The 13,665-nt window shown below is 73.1% G+C and carries 14 protein-coding genes; 2 read left to right on the top strand and 12 right to left on the bottom strand.

Annotated elements, in window-relative coordinates:
• Window positions 1-104: 104 nt before the first annotated feature.
• The 5 genes from SPI96_RS09445 to SPI96_RS09425 form a co-directional block, all read right to left on the bottom strand.
• Complete coding sequence (locus tag SPI96_RS09445) at window positions 105-1,355, bottom strand: amidohydrolase (RefSeq protein ID WP_321082114.1); 1,251 nt, start codon at window positions 1,353-1,355, stop codon at window positions 105-107.
• 34 nt (window positions 1,356-1,389) lie between these two features.
• On the bottom strand, window positions 1,390-2,148 hold the full coding sequence (locus SPI96_RS09440) for a hypothetical protein (protein ID WP_321082113.1): 759 nt from the start codon (window positions 2,146-2,148) through the stop codon (window positions 1,390-1,392).
• Window positions 2,149-2,195: 47 nt separating this feature from the next.
• Window positions 2,196-2,972 (bottom strand): DUF5058 family protein, encoded by a 777-nt coding sequence (locus SPI96_RS09435; RefSeq protein WP_321082112.1) that lies wholly within the window; start codon window positions 2,970-2,972, stop codon window positions 2,196-2,198.
• Window positions 2,973-3,174: 202 nt separating this feature from the next.
• Complete coding sequence (locus SPI96_RS09430; protein ID WP_321082111.1) at window positions 3,175-4,101, bottom strand: hypothetical protein; 927 nt, start codon at window positions 4,099-4,101, stop codon at window positions 3,175-3,177.
• An 82-nt stretch (window positions 4,102-4,183) separates the two neighbouring features.
• On the bottom strand, window positions 4,184-5,026 hold the full coding sequence (locus SPI96_RS09425) for a hydroxymethylpyrimidine/phosphomethylpyrimidine kinase (protein ID WP_414601938.1): 843 nt from the start codon (window positions 5,024-5,026) through the stop codon (window positions 4,184-4,186).
• A 123-nt stretch (window positions 5,027-5,149) separates the two neighbouring features.
• Here SPI96_RS09425 and SPI96_RS09420 point away from each other — a divergent pair, with 123 nt between their 5' ends.
• On the top strand, window positions 5,150-5,473 hold the full coding sequence (locus tag SPI96_RS09420) for a putative quinol monooxygenase (RefSeq protein WP_321082109.1): 324 nt from the start codon (window positions 5,150-5,152) through the stop codon (window positions 5,471-5,473).
• A gap of 264 nt (window positions 5,474-5,737) precedes the next feature.
• Here SPI96_RS09420 and SPI96_RS09415 read toward each other — a convergent pair whose 3' ends face one another.
• From SPI96_RS09415 to SPI96_RS09390, 6 genes are all read right to left on the bottom strand, one after another.
• A complete protein-coding gene (locus SPI96_RS09415) occupies window positions 5,738-6,676 on the bottom strand; it encodes a hypothetical protein (protein ID WP_321082108.1) in 939 nt (312 codons plus the stop codon).
• A 441-nt stretch (window positions 6,677-7,117) separates the two neighbouring features.
• Window positions 7,118-8,461, bottom strand: a complete 1,344-nt coding sequence (tgt, locus tag SPI96_RS09410; protein WP_321082107.1) for a tRNA guanosine(34) transglycosylase Tgt — start codon at window positions 8,459-8,461, stop codon at window positions 7,118-7,120.
• Window positions 8,454-9,338, bottom strand: a complete 885-nt coding sequence (locus SPI96_RS09405) for a hypothetical protein (protein WP_321082106.1) — start codon at window positions 9,336-9,338, stop codon at window positions 8,454-8,456. Before SPI96_RS09405 ends, tgt begins: the two co-directional genes overlap by 8 nt.
• Window positions 9,339-9,341: 3 nt before the next feature.
• Window positions 9,342-9,749 (bottom strand): hypothetical protein, encoded by a 408-nt coding sequence (locus SPI96_RS09400; RefSeq protein ID WP_321082105.1) that lies wholly within the window; start codon window positions 9,747-9,749, stop codon window positions 9,342-9,344.
• Window positions 9,750-9,901: 152 nt separating this feature from the next.
• Window positions 9,902-10,612, bottom strand: a complete 711-nt coding sequence (locus SPI96_RS09395; RefSeq protein ID WP_321082104.1) for a DUF3800 domain-containing protein — start codon at window positions 10,610-10,612, stop codon at window positions 9,902-9,904.
• A 46-nt stretch (window positions 10,613-10,658) separates the two neighbouring features.
• Window positions 10,659-11,495 (bottom strand): glutamine amidotransferase, encoded by an 837-nt coding sequence (locus SPI96_RS09390; protein WP_321082103.1) that lies wholly within the window; start codon window positions 11,493-11,495, stop codon window positions 10,659-10,661.
• A 125-nt stretch (window positions 11,496-11,620) separates the two neighbouring features.
• Between SPI96_RS09390 and SPI96_RS09385 the strand changes: the two genes are divergently transcribed.
• On the top strand, window positions 11,621-12,865 hold the full coding sequence (locus SPI96_RS09385) for an FUSC family protein (RefSeq protein WP_321082102.1): 1,245 nt from the start codon (window positions 11,621-11,623) through the stop codon (window positions 12,863-12,865).
• Here the strand turns inward: SPI96_RS09385 and SPI96_RS09380 are convergent.
• Complete coding sequence (locus tag SPI96_RS09380) at window positions 12,777-13,664, bottom strand: DUF6707 family protein (RefSeq protein WP_321082101.1); 888 nt, start codon at window positions 13,662-13,664, stop codon at window positions 12,777-12,779. The two genes, SPI96_RS09385 and SPI96_RS09380, sit on opposite strands and share 89 nt — an antisense overlap.
• Window position 13,665 lies beyond the last annotated feature (1 nt).

Here is a 13,665-nt window from a genome sequence, read left to right as displayed (position 1 = left end):
TTCTCCGAGGAGTGAGGGCGGGGGGACGCTCCGGCAGGCCACGGCACTCAGCACTCAGGCACTGGGATACGAGGCACGCGGCCGACGGGGCGGGCCCAGTCTAGTCAGCGGCCCACGAAGTGCAGCAGGCCCGCCAGGGCCGCATGGACGCCGGCGGTGAGCGTCGGCTCCATGAGCGGGGCGAACTGCGGGGTGTGGTTCGCAGGGTTGTCCGCGAAGCTCTCGCCCGCGAATCCCCCCAGGAACCAGTACACCAGGGGCACCCCGAGCGCGTCGGCCAGGGCGCCCACGTCCTCCGAGCCCATCAGCGGGGCCATCTGCTGCACCGCGTCCTCACCCAGGGTGGCAGCGATCGAGGCCATCACCGCGGGGGTGAGCTCGGCGTCGTTGTGCATGCGCGGGAACGAGTTGTACCGCTCCACCGCCGGCTCCGGCGCCCCGGAGGCCAGCGCCTCGGCCGCGAGGACCCGGTGGATGGCCGCGGTGACCTTCTCCCGGACCTCCGGGGTGGGGGTGCGCACGTTCAACGCGATCTCCGCGGTGTCCGGGATGACGTTCTCCTTCACCCCCGCATGGAAGGTCCCCACCGTCACCACCGCACGGTCCGCGGGCGCCACCTCACGGGCCACGATCCCCTGCAGGCGGGTCACGGCGTGGGCGGCCAGCAGGATCGGGTCGATCGAGCGCTCCGGCATGGAGCCGTGGGCACCCTTGCCGGTGAACGTCACCTTGAACGAGTCCGCCAGGCACATGGCGTCCCCGGGCGCGTAGTGCACGGTGCCGGCCTTCGCGGGCATCACATGCTGGCCGATCACGGCCTCGGGGCGCGGCACACGGTCCCAGAGGCCGTCGTCGAGCATCGCCTGGGCGCCGGCGGCGGTCTCCTCCCCGGGCTGGAACACGAACACCACGGTGCCGCCCCAGGCCTCGGGGTGGCGGGCGAGCACGCGGGCCGCGCTCAGGCCCATGGCCACGTGCGTGTCGTGGCCGCAGGCGTGCATCACCGGCACCTCGGTGCCGTCCGGCAGGGTGCCGCGGGCCGTGGAGGCGTACTCCAGGCCGGAGTCCTCCTGCACGGGCAGGCCGTCCGAGTCCGCGCGGTAGGCCACGGTGGGCCCGGCCACGCCCTCCGGGTGGCGCAGCACACCCACGACGCCGGTGCCGGCCACCCGCTCGTGCCCGATTCCGAGCTCGTCCAGGCGGGCCTCGATCCACTCGGCCGTGCGGTGCTCCTGCATGGACAGCTCGGGGTTGCGGTGCAGGTGCACGTACTCCTCGTGCAGGGTCTGCGTGAGCTCCTCGTCCAGGCGGAGGGACTCGGGCAGGGGGGTGGGGGCGGTGCGGACGTCGGTCATCGTGTCCTCAGGGTCGGTTCGGTCGACGGTCGGGTCAGTAGTGCAGCTCGCTGGCCTCGGCCGCGGAGGGTGTGGCCTTCGGGCGGACGAGGTAGGCGATCACCACGGTGAGGATCACCGTCAGGGGCGTGCCCAGGAAGGACAACGGCGTCCACAGGGGCGCGAGCGCCGGCACCACGAGGAAGGCGATGGCGGCACCCACGGCCAGCGCGGTGACGGTGGTGCGCGCGGCCCGGTAGGACCAGATGGCCTGCACGGTCACGGCGCCGAGCACCGCCGGCAGGATGTACGTGCCCACCACGAGCATGACGTCCTGCGGCAGGAACGAGACCAGCCAGGTGCCCAGCAGTCCCACGAACGTGAACAGGCTGATCAGGTGGACGGTGGCGGCGCCGCAGATCGCCATGACGGCGGCGACGTCCCCCCGGGCCGTGCCGGGCCTGGCCCGGACGGCGTCCTGGGCGACGACGGCGGCCGGCAGGAGCTTGGAGGAGATGTTGCCGATCAGGAACGCCTGGTACATCGCGGAGGAGCCCAGGACGGGGAAGTAGGCGATCGGCTCCACGACCCACAGGACACCGAAGGTGGTGGCCACGAGGATCCAGGCGGTGAGGACCTGCTGGGCGGTGACGCCGAGGTCGGTGAAGAAGAAGAGCCAGGCGGGCCCGGCCAGGGACAGGGCCAGCCCGGCCAGCATGGTCCACATGCCGGTGCGGGAGGTGCTGCGGACGAAGCCGGTGAGGGCGGCCTGGTGGGCGGCGCTGGGACGGGCGGCGGGGGCAGTGGTGCTCATGGGGAGGGCTCCTGGGGTGCGGCGGGGTGCGGGGGAGGAGGCTCGCCTCAGGCGGCCGGGGCGACCAGGGCGACGTGCGCGAAGTACGCCGCGGCCAGCCCCACGAGGATCGAGATGCCGAGGGCCCACTCCTTGAGCCAGTCGGCCCGGAGCGTCCTGGCGGTCAGGAGCAGCAGGAGCATCACCCCTGCGGACACGGCGGTGGTGATCCACACGACGGGCGTGCCCGGGTTCTGCTTGGCGAGCTCACCGAAGGTGAGGCCCGCGAAGGCGCCGAGCACGGCCGCGGCCGGGATCACAGTGAGCACCACGGGGTTGACCTCGGAGAGCTTCGCGGAACCGCGGCGCAGCAGGGGGGTGAAGATCAGGGTGGCGAGGATCCAGCCGGCCCCGCCCAGGGACATGGTGATGAACGCGAGCGCGAACATGTGCTGGTCGTAGCCGGGCCCGCCGAGCGGGGCACCCGCGGACCCGGCGGCGATCCGGGCCGCGCCCGTCTCGAACGCGGCGGAGCCGATCAGGCCGATGCGCACGAGCACCGCGGGGGTGCCGAACAGGGCGAGCAGGGAGATCGCCACGATGACGACGGCCAGCGACGGGCCGACGGAGGCGATCGCACCCGAGCGGAACGCGGTCCGCAGCTCGGAGGCGGGGATGTCCAGGTCCGGGGCGGCCCGGCGGGCGGCGCGCACGTACAGGAAGGACTGGACCAGGATGATCGCGAAGACCCCGAGGGCGAACAGCCAGAGCAGGGGGTGGTTGGCGAGGGCGAGGATGTCCGTCGAGCTGGGATCGACGGTGCCGGTGAGGGCAGGGACGGGCATGAGGACCTCCCGGTGCGAGGGCGAGGGCGCCGCAGGCGCTGCGGCCCACCGGTCGGATCCGCATCACCGTTGACCGGGCGACCGGCGGACACTGCCACCTGATCGGCTGAATGCCCTCCATTAAAGCCGAGGGCCGGTTCATGAACGCCGCATGACGCGTTTCTGTCGTGACGGCGTGCGCCGGCGCTGCCCGGCCCCTGGATCAGGGGGCGTCCACCGTCCAGGTGAGCTCCGCCGTCGTGGGCCAGCGGTCGATCGTGCCCCGAGCCTCCCATGCCTCGTCCCGGGCCGGGTCCAGCGGCTCCAGGGCGAGGGCGCCGAGCTCGCCGTCCACCACGCGCAGGGTCAGCTCGAACCGCTCCCCCTCATGGACGAACCGGGCCCGCACCGGCCAGGTGAAGTCGTGCGGCACGGCTCGCTCCACCGGTGCGTCCTCGTCGACGACGAGCGCCAGCCAGTCCGTGAACGTCACCCCCGGCCTGTCCTCCACGGCGCGCAGATGCGGCAGCTGGCCCCGCAGCTCCGCCCCGCCCGGCAGGTGCCGCGCCCCCGGACGGGAGGGGTCCAGGAGGGCGGCGATCACGGCCCGGGCGTCCGCGGGCACCTCCATGAGCTCCAGGGTGCCCTCCGCCTCCGGGCCCGTGAGCGCGGCGACGACGGCGGCCTGCCGCGCCCCGGCCCGGGTGGAAGCGTTGGCGGCCAGCATGAGCAGCGCGCTCGCCCCCGCGAGGGCCCACCGCGGGCGCGGCACCCCCAGCCGGGCGAGGGCGCGGACGGCCCACGCATCCACCCGGCGGTTCAGCGGCGCGGCGGCGAGGGACAGCCCCGCCGTGGCGGCACCCCCGGCCAGCCCGGCCAGGTCCAGGCCCCGGCGGCCCCACCACCCGGGTGCGCGGCCCGAGGCCACCCGGGCCTGACGCAGCTGCTCCCGCAGCTCCGCCCCGCCGTACACCGCCCCCGCGGCCGCCACCAGCCGCTGCACGTCCTGCCGGCGTGCCGGGGAGCCGGCGTTTGGGTCCGGCAGCTCCACCCCGGCCCACAGGGCGGCCATCGCCAGCCCGTAGACACGGCCACCGGGGGCGCAGGCGCGGGGACGGAAGGTCAGGGCGTCGTCAGCGGGGGTCTCCATGCCTCCCATGCTGGCATGCGGCCCGGACGCGCCTCCACCGCCGCGGCCCGGCCGCCGTCGTGCGCGGTGCCCAGCCCCGTGCTCAGCCCTGCGCGCGCAGACCGCCCTGCCACAGGGCCGCGAACGGGGTGCGCCCCTCCACCGCCTGCGCGATGCCCGCCGCCACGAACCCCTTGGCCCGGCGCGCCGCCTCCAGGGGCTCGGCCCCCTTGGCCAGCTCCGCCGTGACCGCCGCCGCCAGCGAGCAGCCAGCCCCGGAGACTCCCGCCTCACCCACCTTCGGGGCGGCCAGGACCTCCTCGTGGCCGGCGTCCACGAACACGTCCACCGCGTCCGGGCCCGGCAAGTGCATGCCACCCTTGGCGAGCACCGCCGCCCCGGAGACCTCATGGATGCGGCGGGCGGCGGCCGTGAGGTCCTCCACCGAGCGGACGGCCATGCCGGAGAGCTGCTCGGTCTCGAAGTGGTTGGGCGTGACGAACGTGGCCAGCGGCAACAGCTCCGCCTTCAGCGCCTGGTCCGTGTCCAGTGCGTGGCCGGCCTCCTGGCCCTTGCAGATCAGCACCGGGTCCAGCACCACGTGGTCCCACTCCTGGCGGCGCAGCGCCGCGGCGGTGGTGCGGATCGTCTCCGGGGAGCCCTGCATGCCGAGCTTCACCGTGCGCAGCCGGCCCCGGTAGTCCTCCTGCACGGCCTCAAGCTGATCCTCGAGCACCTCGGCGGGCACGGGGAAGAAGCGGTGGTTCCAGCCGTCCTTCGGATCGAAGGAGACGATGCACGTCAGCGCCACGATCCCGAGCACGCCCAACTCCTGGAAGGTCTTGAGGTCGGCCTGGGCACCGGCGCCGCCGGTCGCCTCGGAACCGGCGATCGTGAGGGCGAGCGCGGGGGCGGAGAAGGTCTGCGGAGAGCTCATGGGGGACATCGTAGTGAGCGCCCCGGCGCGTCACACCGGCCGGTGCGGGGCCGCCGTCGTGATGGGCCTGGGGCTGATCGCACCGCGCATCAGGGCAGGACGCGGCCGCAGGCGCGGTGCGAGCATGGCCACATGATCCTCATCAACCTCAAGTTCACCGTGAAGCCCGAACACGCCGACGAGTGGATGGACGCCGTCGCGACGTACACCGCGGACGTGCGCGGCGAGGAGGGCAACCTCTTCTTCGAGTGGTACCGCCCCGTGGACGGCACGGACAACGAGTTCCTGCTCATCGAGGGCTTCACCGACTCCGGCGCCGAGGCCCATGTGGCCTCCCCACACTTCCAAGAGGGCCTGGAGGCCATGCGCCCGCTGCTCGCGCGGACCCCGCAGATCATCTCCGAGCAGGTCGACGCCGAGGGCTTCGGCCCGATGGGCGAGCTGCAGATCGACTGACCTCCGCCCCCTGCCGAGCGCGCCCACCCCTCGCCTGATCACCCACCCATCCCTCGCCTGACCTTCCCACCCCACCCCACCCCTCGCGCTCGCCCCCTCCCCACCCCTCTCTCCCACTCCGCCCTCATCCCGCGAACCAGAGAGTACGGCTGGATTCTTCGCGGATTTCCAGCCGTACTCTCGGGTTCGCGAGGGAGATGGGGGCGTGTGGGAGCGGGGGCATGAGTGCGCGGGGCGTGCGTGGGATGAGCGTGGGGGCGCGGCTCAGGTGTCGAGCGCTCGCGGCAGATACTGGGCGAGGTCATCGACCAGTCGCGCCAGCCCCACCGGCCCCAGCACGCTCGCGGTGACCCGCAGCACTATCCACCCCTCGGCCTGCATGCGGCGGTCCCGCTCGATGTCCCGCCGCCACTGACGCGGGTCGGTGCGATGGTGGTCGCCCTCGTACTGGATGCAGACCCTCTCCCGCTCCCACACCAGATCCACCGGCATGCAGGACCCGTCAGACAGTCGCACGAGGGGGTTCACCGCGGGCTCCGGGAACCCGGCCTGCACGACGGCGAGGCGCACCAGGGTCTCCGGGCGGGAGTCCGCACCGGGGCGGAGGAGGTCGAGGGCCTCCCGCAGACGCCGGGCACCGCGGCGTCCCCGGGCCTCCTCGACGAGAGCCCGCAGCTCCTCGACCGTGCAGCGGGGGTGAGCACCGGGCTCCCGCTGTCCGGCGGGGCCGTCGTACCGCTGCAGCAGGCTGTCCCCGGCGGCCACGAGGTCGTCCAGCCCCAGGCCACCCGCTGCCAGCGCCGCCCAGGTGGCGGCCGGCGTCGTGAGGGGGATGCCGCGGTGCACCACGACGGCCGCACGCGGATCCATCTCATGCCCGACGACGCCGCGGCGCCGGGGTGCGCCGCCCGCCTGACGTGGGCGGGAGAGGTGGATGGGGCCGCCCTCGAGTTCGCGGGGGAGCCAGATGCCCCAGAGTTGCGCGGCTGTCGTGTGGGAGGCGACGGTTCCGGGTGCCCGGGACTGCAGCGCCCGCACGAGGTCGGGGAGTCCGACGGCCCCGCCGGTCCGAACCCGCAGACCGTGGGCGGGTGCCTGCACGTGACGGCCGCGTAGCCGCCCGCGGGACACGCCGAGGTCCCGGGCCTGCGCGACGGTGAACAGCGGCGGCAGAGCGTCCAAGGGGCCGGGTGAGGAGGGCATGACCCCAGCGTGGCGGCGTGGACCGGTGCGGCGCTGCGGGGGAGCGCGGAACTGTGGAGGGGCGAGGTGTTGGGGCGGCCTGTGCAGGGGTGAAGGTGGGTGGGGGTGCGGGGTGGTGGGGGAAAGGGATGGCGAGGGGGGCGAGGTGCGGGGGCGGTGAGGTGCGATGGGGCAAGAGGAACGCGCAAGCACTCCTTCTCTTCCTCTTCCCTGCACGCGCTACGCACACCATGCGTGCATCGGCCCACCCCTCTCCCGCGAACCAGAGAGTACGGCTGGAATCTGCGGGGATTCCCAGCCGTACTCTCTGGTTCGCGGGATGTGGTGAGTGCGAGCGGGTGGGGCGAGTAGGGGTGGGAATGGGTGGGTTGAGATGAGGCGAGTGAGAGGGACATGCGGGGCGACTGTGATGGGCGAGGGGTGTGTCACCCTCAGCACCTCTCACCGCTTCGCCGCGTAGTACCGCCCCAGTGTCTCGGCCTTGAGCTCGGCGAACGTCCCGTCCGCCAGCGACGCACGGATCCGGTCCACGAGGGACACGGTGAACCGCTCGTTGTGGATGGACACCAGCGTGTGCGCCACCATCTCCTTGGCCTTGATCAGGTGCCGGATGTACGCCCGCGAGTAGTGCTCGCACGTGTAGCAGTCACATTCGGGGTCCAGTGGCCCGAAGTCCCGCCGGTACTTCGCCCCGGGCAGGTTGAACCGGCCGTCGCGCGTGTAGAACGCCCCGGTCCGGGCCACGCGTGTGGGGGAGACGCAGTCGAAGGTGTCCGCCCCGTTCTCCACGGCGGTGAACAGGTCGTCTGGCTCGCTGATCCCCAGCAGGTGCCGGGGCCGGTCCTCGGGCAGCTCCTGGGCGCACCAGCCCACGATGGTCCCCAGGTTCCCTTTCTCCAGCGCCCCGCCGATCCCGTACCCGTCGAACCCGTGGCGGGTCTCGGCGTCGAACTCGGCGGTCATGGCGGCCAGGTCCCGGCACGCTTTGCGCCGGAGGTCCTCGTACTGCGCCCCCTGCACGACGCCGAACAGCGCCTGGTACGGCCGGCTCGCCCGGGCGGTGGTGAGGCGGGCGTGCTCGTCGAGGCAGCGCTGGGCCCAGCGGCGGGTGCGTTCGAGGGCCTCCTCTTGGTAGCCGCGGGAGTTGTGCAGGGTGGTCAGCTCGTCGAAGGCGAACATCACGTCCGCGCCGAGGCGGTGCTGGATCCCCACGGACACCTCGGGGGTGAAACGGTGGCGGTCCCCGGTGAGGTGGGATGTGAACCAGACGCCGTCGTCGTCCACGTTGGCCAGGCGCTCCTTGCCGGGGGCGACGGCGTCGTCCGCGCCGGCACCGGAGGGGGCGTCGGGGCCCTTCATGTCGATGACCTTCTTGAACCCGGAGCCCAGGGACATCACCTGGAAGCCGCCGGAGTCCGTGTACGTGGGGCCGGGCCAGTTCATGAACGCGCCGAGGCCGCCGGCCTCGTCGAGCAGGTCGTCCCCGGGCTGCAGGTAGAGGTGGTAGGCGTTGGCGAGCAGCGCCTGCGCGCCGAGCCCGGCCATGGACTCCGGCAGCACCGCCTTGACCGTGGCCTGGGTGGCGACGGGGATGAACGCGGGGGTCTGGATCTGCCCGTGGGGTGTGGTGATGACGCCGGTGCGGGCCAGCCCGGCGCCGTCCGCGGTGGTGGCCGCCTCGCCCGTGGCCTCGGCCCGGTGGGTCACCTCGAAGCCGAAGTGCGAGGGGTGGGCGGGCGCACCGGAGGCGGGCCCCGGCGTCGGGACGGCGGGCGTGTCAGGCATGCTCTTCAGGGTAGTGGCGCCGCGGGGGCCGATCACGTGCCGCCCATGAGGCCTTCTGCCGTTCGGAGCGGCGGTGGTTGCGCACCGCGCCGACGCCGATGCCCAGGCCGATCACCACGGGCATCCAGATCCGGTTGTGCTCGATCACCACGAACACCCATTCCGGCAGCTGCCAGCCGGGCACGGGCAGGTGGATCTGCTGGAAGGTCGGGGCGGGCAGGTGGATCTGCTGGAAGGCCGGGGCGGGCAGGTGCACCTGCGGCACGTGCACGGAGGGCAGCTCCCAGTCGGGCAGCAGGCGCCGCAGCAGCGGGATGAGCAGGATCATGGCGATCACCCATCCGGCCTTGCCGATGCCGCCCAGGAGCGGGTAGGCCACCCGCTTGAGGGGGCTGTCCTCCATGGCCTGGCGGCGCTGGGCCCCGCGGGAGTCGGCCGGCGGGTCCAGCTCCGCCACGGTGTCCTCGTCCCGGTAGGTCGCCTCGACCAGCTCGCCGAGGCGGGTCGCCCGGACCCGCAGGCGGGCTCCGGTGCGCAGGGTGTCCGAGGGCAGCGCGGCCAGCTTGGTGATGGGGCCGTCCTCGGGGCGACGGGTGAGCGGCAGGTCGACGGAGCCGGTCTTCAGGTACCTCCCGACGACGGCGCCGTCCACGCGCACCTCCAGGCGCAGCGGCGGGGTGGCCCGCCATCGGCGGACGCGGGTGGGGAGGGAGGCGTCGGCGGGGGCACGCTCGAGGTCCTCGGGGGTCGAGGAGTCGTCGGCGGTGACGCCCTCCGGGACGGGCCAGTCCGGGTCCGCGGCGAGGAACTCGGCGTCGAAGCCCTGCCGCAGCTCGATCAGGCCGCGGTCCGGGTGGTCGAGGGTCCAGACCTCCACGGGTCAGCGGTTCCGGGCCGGGCGGAGGGCGCCGGCGATCGCACCGGAGAGCCGGGTCAGCAGCACCACGCCGATCGCGTAGATCCACGTGCCCGGGTTGGTGTAGATCCACAGGCCCACGAGGGCGAACAGGCCGGTGAGCACGGCGAACGTCCAGGCCGGCCGGTACACGACGGCGTCCAGCGCCCCGAGCACGAGGGGTCCGCCGATCAGCACGACCAGCAGCAGCACGGTGGCGGTGGCCGGGGCGGCCAGGGTTCCCAGCAGCAGGGGCAGCACGAGGTAGAGGAGGGCGGCCACGGCGTAGGGCCAGGCCTGGGAGCCGGCGCGCTCGGGCTCGGAGGACGAGGTGTCCTCGGCCCCGCCCTGCTCGCCCTCGGTCCTGCTGTGCTCCGTGCTGGTCTCCGCCATGCCGTCCAGGGTATCGCCCCGCTTGTGGCAATATCCCCGGCCCCTGGACCGAAGTGCTCATCCGCCGCTAGAATGGCAGGACGGGACGCGCTCCAGAGCGTCTTCCGTCCAACCGAACCCCCGCCGCCGTGCGGGGGTTTCGTGTGTCCGGATCAGGGTTCCCACACATAGGAGTGCGCAAGCACGGTGTCCAGTGAGGTCCCGATGTTCTTCATGCGACGCCTCGCTTCTGGATGTATCTCCTGGACGTGCCGCCGACGTTGTTCGAAGTAGGTCAGCACGTCGACCGCCTGGAGGAGCCGGCTCCGGTTGGACGGACCGAAGTAGATCGTGTCCAGGAGGTCGGCCAACTGGCCGTCCGTCAGGCCCTGCACTGATTCTGAGCGCATGCGCCGATGGGCCAGGCGGCTGTCCTCTCGAAGGTGATGGTCATCTGCGATCACCAGCAGGCCTCCTGAGACCAGCCTCCGGCGTCGGTGGACCCGGTTGAGAAGCTGACTGGACACCACAAGGTGGGGTTCGCGATCCTCCCAGCCAGGGCGTCGGCGCAGTCCTTCGGTTTTCACGCCCTGCAGCCCGAACCAGGGCGAGTGGCTGCAGATGAGCTCGACAACCTTCTGACTGGCCCATGCACGGATTCCTGGGGCCAGACCGGACCAGCCCTCGTCGCCCTGGAACATGGCATGGCCGTGGAACTCGAGTTCATCGGGTACATCGTTTGGGTGATCCGCCAGCAGCTGCTCATGCAGCTGGTCCAGGTTGCGATCGATCGCCCGCACCTGCTCGGCGTCCACCACCAGGCAACCGACGTAATAGATGCCGTCCTGCTGCTGCTCCGACTCGTCCAGGTAACAGATGCGCAAGAGTCTCGTCTCCTCCCGTGCGCTCCAGTGTTGACTCGCTCACCGCTCAGCCGAACAGGGTGCGGAAGTTCTCCAGGATCCGCCGGGCCAGGGGGGTGTCGCGGGAGCGGATGACGGCGAACGTGGCCTCGGCCTCGCCCTCCGGGAAGTAGCCGTGGTGGGCGTAGATCCTCAGCCGCTCGATCAGCCCGTCCTGGTCCAGTTCGGGGTGGAACTGGGTGGCGTAGCGGTGGCGGCCCACCCGGAACATCTGCACAGGGCAGGCTTCGCCGGTGGCCAGCAGCACCGCCCCCGGGGGCAGGTCGCGCACGGCCTCCTTGTGGCTCACATAGGCGGCGAAGGTGGACGGCAGGCCCGCCAGGAGCGGGTCTGCGGCGCCGTCGTCGGTGAGGGTCACGTCGATCGCCCCGGGCAGCTCCCGGTAGGTGGTGTCCACGACGCCGCCGGCGTGGCGGCCCAGCGTCCCGACGCCGTAGCAGCACCCCAGGAACGGCACCTCGCCGTCCGCGACGGCGTCCAGCATCCGCATCAGCTCGGCTTCCACGCCCCGCTGCACGGCAGTCTTGGACTCCTCCGGGTCCGATCCAGTGAACGGGCTGCCGGGCAGGATCACCCCGGCGACGTCGGCCAGCTCGGCCTCCCAGTCCACGCGCCCCTCGGCGTCACGGGCGGGCCGGTGGGCAGGGCCGCCGTCCGCGGGGCGGTCGGCGCGGTGGCGATCCACGGCGCGGTCCAGGCGCAACACACGCAGCTCGGCCTCGGTGAACCCGCCGAGCCGGCGCAGGGCCTCGAGCTCGGCGAGGGCGGCGTCGTCCTCGGGCCGGGTCTGGACCAGGAGGAAGGGGCGGGAGGGCGTCCCGGGGGCGGCGTCGGGCGTGATCATGCCCCACAGACTAGAGGCCGGTGTCGGATGCGCCACACCCCCGTTCCGTGGGCGGGGCCGGGCCAGGGGAGAATGGGATGCCGCTCCGCCCACCGCTCCGCCGTCTCCGAAGGGAGCCCCGCCCCGTGCGTCTGTCCGATGTGAACCCGTTCCCCGCCATGTTCACCATCGGCCCTGCGGACGGGGGCCATGAGGTCGGGTTGCGCGTGGGGGTCACCATCCTGGCCCCGCTGCTGCTCCTGCTCGCAGCCGAACGCATGGACCTGGCGATCTACGTGATCTTCGCGGCCTTCACGGGGATCTACGGCCGGGGTGAACCCCACAGCGTCCGCCTGCGCACCCAGGCGCGGGCGGGAGCGCTCATGCTCGTGGTGCTGGCCGCGGCCACGCTCGCCGGGGAGCTCGGCATCTCCGAAGACGCCGCCCCATGGACGCTCGTGGCCTGCACCACCGTGGTGGCCGGGGCCGCCAGCGTGGTCACCGGCATGTGGAACCTGCGCCCGGCCGGTTCCCTGTTCCACATCTTCGCCTTCGCGGCCGTTTCCTCCGTGCCGGTCAAGCCCCCACCCGTGGAGGGCATGCTCACCGCGGCCGCCGTGGTCGTCTGGGCGATGGCCATGGGCCTGTCCTCCCGTGCCGTGCCGAGCCGGCGCTCTCCGCTGGCCCGGCCGCCGTCGGACCACCCCGACCGGGCCCGGTGTCGCCTGATCCTGCTGGAGGCCATGTGGTACGTGATCGCCGCCGGCGCCGCCGGGGCGCTGGCCACCCTTCTGGCCGCCCCGCGCGGGGTGCACCACAACTACTGGGCGATGGTGGCCGCCGTCGTCCCCCTCGTGGGGCACTCCACCCGCTACCGGGTGAACCGTGGCCTGCAGCGCATCATCGGCACATTCCTGGGGCTCGGACTCACCGCGGTCATCGTGTGGCTGGATCCGCCGGTGCTGGCGGTGGTGCTGATCGTGGCGGTGCTGCAGGTGCTCGCGGAGGTCTACATCGCCCGGCAGTACGTGATCGCGCAGACGGTGGTGACGCCGCTGGCCCTGCTCTCCACCCTGCTGGTGGGCGTCACCGTGGGCGGCGCACAGAGCCTGGCCGACGCCGGTGCCCACGCCTCCCTGCGCGACCGCGCCGTGGAGACGGTGATCGGCGCGATCGTGGGCATCGTGTGCGTGCTCTACCCGTGGGCGTGGCGCCGCTGGGTGCGCCGCTCCCCGGACCCGGCCCGCGACCCCGCCCTCGCCTCCGGCAGCGTGGCGCGCCGAGTGAGGGGCCTGCGGGGCCTCAGGAGGCGGCCGCGTCCAGGGTCCGGGCCAGCTGACGCAGCGTCCCCAGCTCCCGGGCGATCCGCGAGTCCAGATCCGCGTCCGTGAGCGTCTGGGAGCCGCCGCGGCCACGCAGGTACAGCAGCTGCTCGAACCGGGCCCGGCGCCAGCGGTACTCGGCCGGCACATCCCGGGCCTGCAACGCCCGCGAGATCTCCCGCTCATAGAGCTGCGGCTCGTCCAGCTGCCGCTGGCGCACCTCCAGCACGCGCGCGGCCCGGCCCGGCTCGGAGGGGACCTCGTCGGCCTCCTTGAGCCGGGAGCCGAGGTTCGCGGCGGTGATGTGATCGCCCTCCTCGCGGAGGATCTGCGCGGCCAGCCCGAGCGCCGCCTGGATGGACTTCCAACGGCCCACGGCCCCGTCCCAGGGCAGGTTGGTCAGCAGGCCCAGCGTGGAGAGGGTGCCCTCGGTGTCCTCGTGGAGCAGGTACATGCGCTCGGCCATGCCGTAGAGGTCCTCCAGCTGGGACCCGGAGCGCAGGTTGAGCCCGTGCGAGAGGCGCGCGGCCGTCGTCGTGAGCTCGAGATCGTCCAGGTGACGCTGGCCCACGGCCACCACGCGGGCCTCGGGGGAGCCGGCGTCCACGGGGGAGAACGTGGTGTCCGGGGCCGCGGAGACCGGCTCGGGGCGGTCCGTGCGCACCCGGATCACGGAGCCGTAGGCGATGCGGACGTCCCGGCCGCCCTCGAGGGTGGCCACCACCACCGCGGGAGTGCCGAAGTCGTCCCGCACCACGCGGGTGCGGGCCACAGGCGGGGCGTCCTCGCCGCGCCGGGTGAGGAACGAGTCCCCGGGCTGCACCTCCTGGGCCTTCAGGTGCCGCAGGTATCCACCGATGCCGGCCATG

It is taken from the genome of Micrococcus sp. (assembly GCF_034179925.1).
Classification (GTDB): Bacteria; Actinomycetota; Actinomycetes; order Actinomycetales; family Micrococcaceae; genus Micrococcus.
The sequence above is the reverse complement of the archived record's forward strand: the minus strand, read 5'-3'. Positions and strand labels throughout refer to the sequence as shown.

What these genes read in the sequence shown, in the direction of transcription:
- SPI96_RS09445 (WP_321082114.1), bottom strand. Translation starts at nt 1,355, where the DNA reads ATGACCGACGTCCGCACCGCCCCCACCCCCCTGCCCGAGTCCCTCCGC.
- SPI96_RS09440 (WP_321082113.1), bottom strand. Translation starts at nt 2,148, where the DNA reads ATGAGCACCACTGCCCCCGCCGCCCGTCCCAGCGCCGCCCACCAGGCC.
- SPI96_RS09435 (WP_321082112.1), bottom strand. Translation starts at nt 2,972, where the DNA reads ATGCCCGTCCCTGCCCTCACCGGCACCGTCGATCCCAGCTCGACGGAC.
- SPI96_RS09430 (WP_321082111.1), bottom strand. Translation starts at nt 4,101, where the DNA reads ATGGAGACCCCCGCTGACGACGCCCTGACCTTCCGTCCCCGCGCCTGC.
- SPI96_RS09425 (WP_414601938.1), bottom strand. Translation starts at nt 5,026, where the DNA reads ATGTCCCCCATGAGCTCTCCGCAGACCTTCTCCGCCCCCGCGCTCGCC.
- SPI96_RS09420 (WP_321082109.1), top strand. Translation starts at nt 5,150, where the DNA reads ATGATCCTCATCAACCTCAAGTTCACCGTGAAGCCCGAACACGCCGAC.
- SPI96_RS09415 (WP_321082108.1), bottom strand. Translation starts at nt 6,676, where the DNA reads ATGCCCTCCTCACCCGGCCCCTTGGACGCTCTGCCGCCGCTGTTCACC.
- tgt (WP_321082107.1), bottom strand. Translation starts at nt 8,461, where the DNA reads ATGCCTGACACGCCCGCCGTCCCGACGCCGGGGCCCGCCTCCGGTGCG.
- SPI96_RS09400 (WP_321082105.1), bottom strand. Translation starts at nt 9,749, where the DNA reads ATGGCGGAGACCAGCACGGAGCACAGCAGGACCGAGGGCGAGCAGGGC.
- SPI96_RS09390 (WP_321082103.1), bottom strand. Translation starts at nt 11,495, where the DNA reads ATGATCACGCCCGACGCCGCCCCCGGGACGCCCTCCCGCCCCTTCCTC.
- SPI96_RS09380 (WP_321082101.1), bottom strand. Translation starts at nt 13,664, where the DNA reads ATGGCCGGCATCGGTGGATACCTGCGGCACCTGAAGGCCCAGGAGGTG.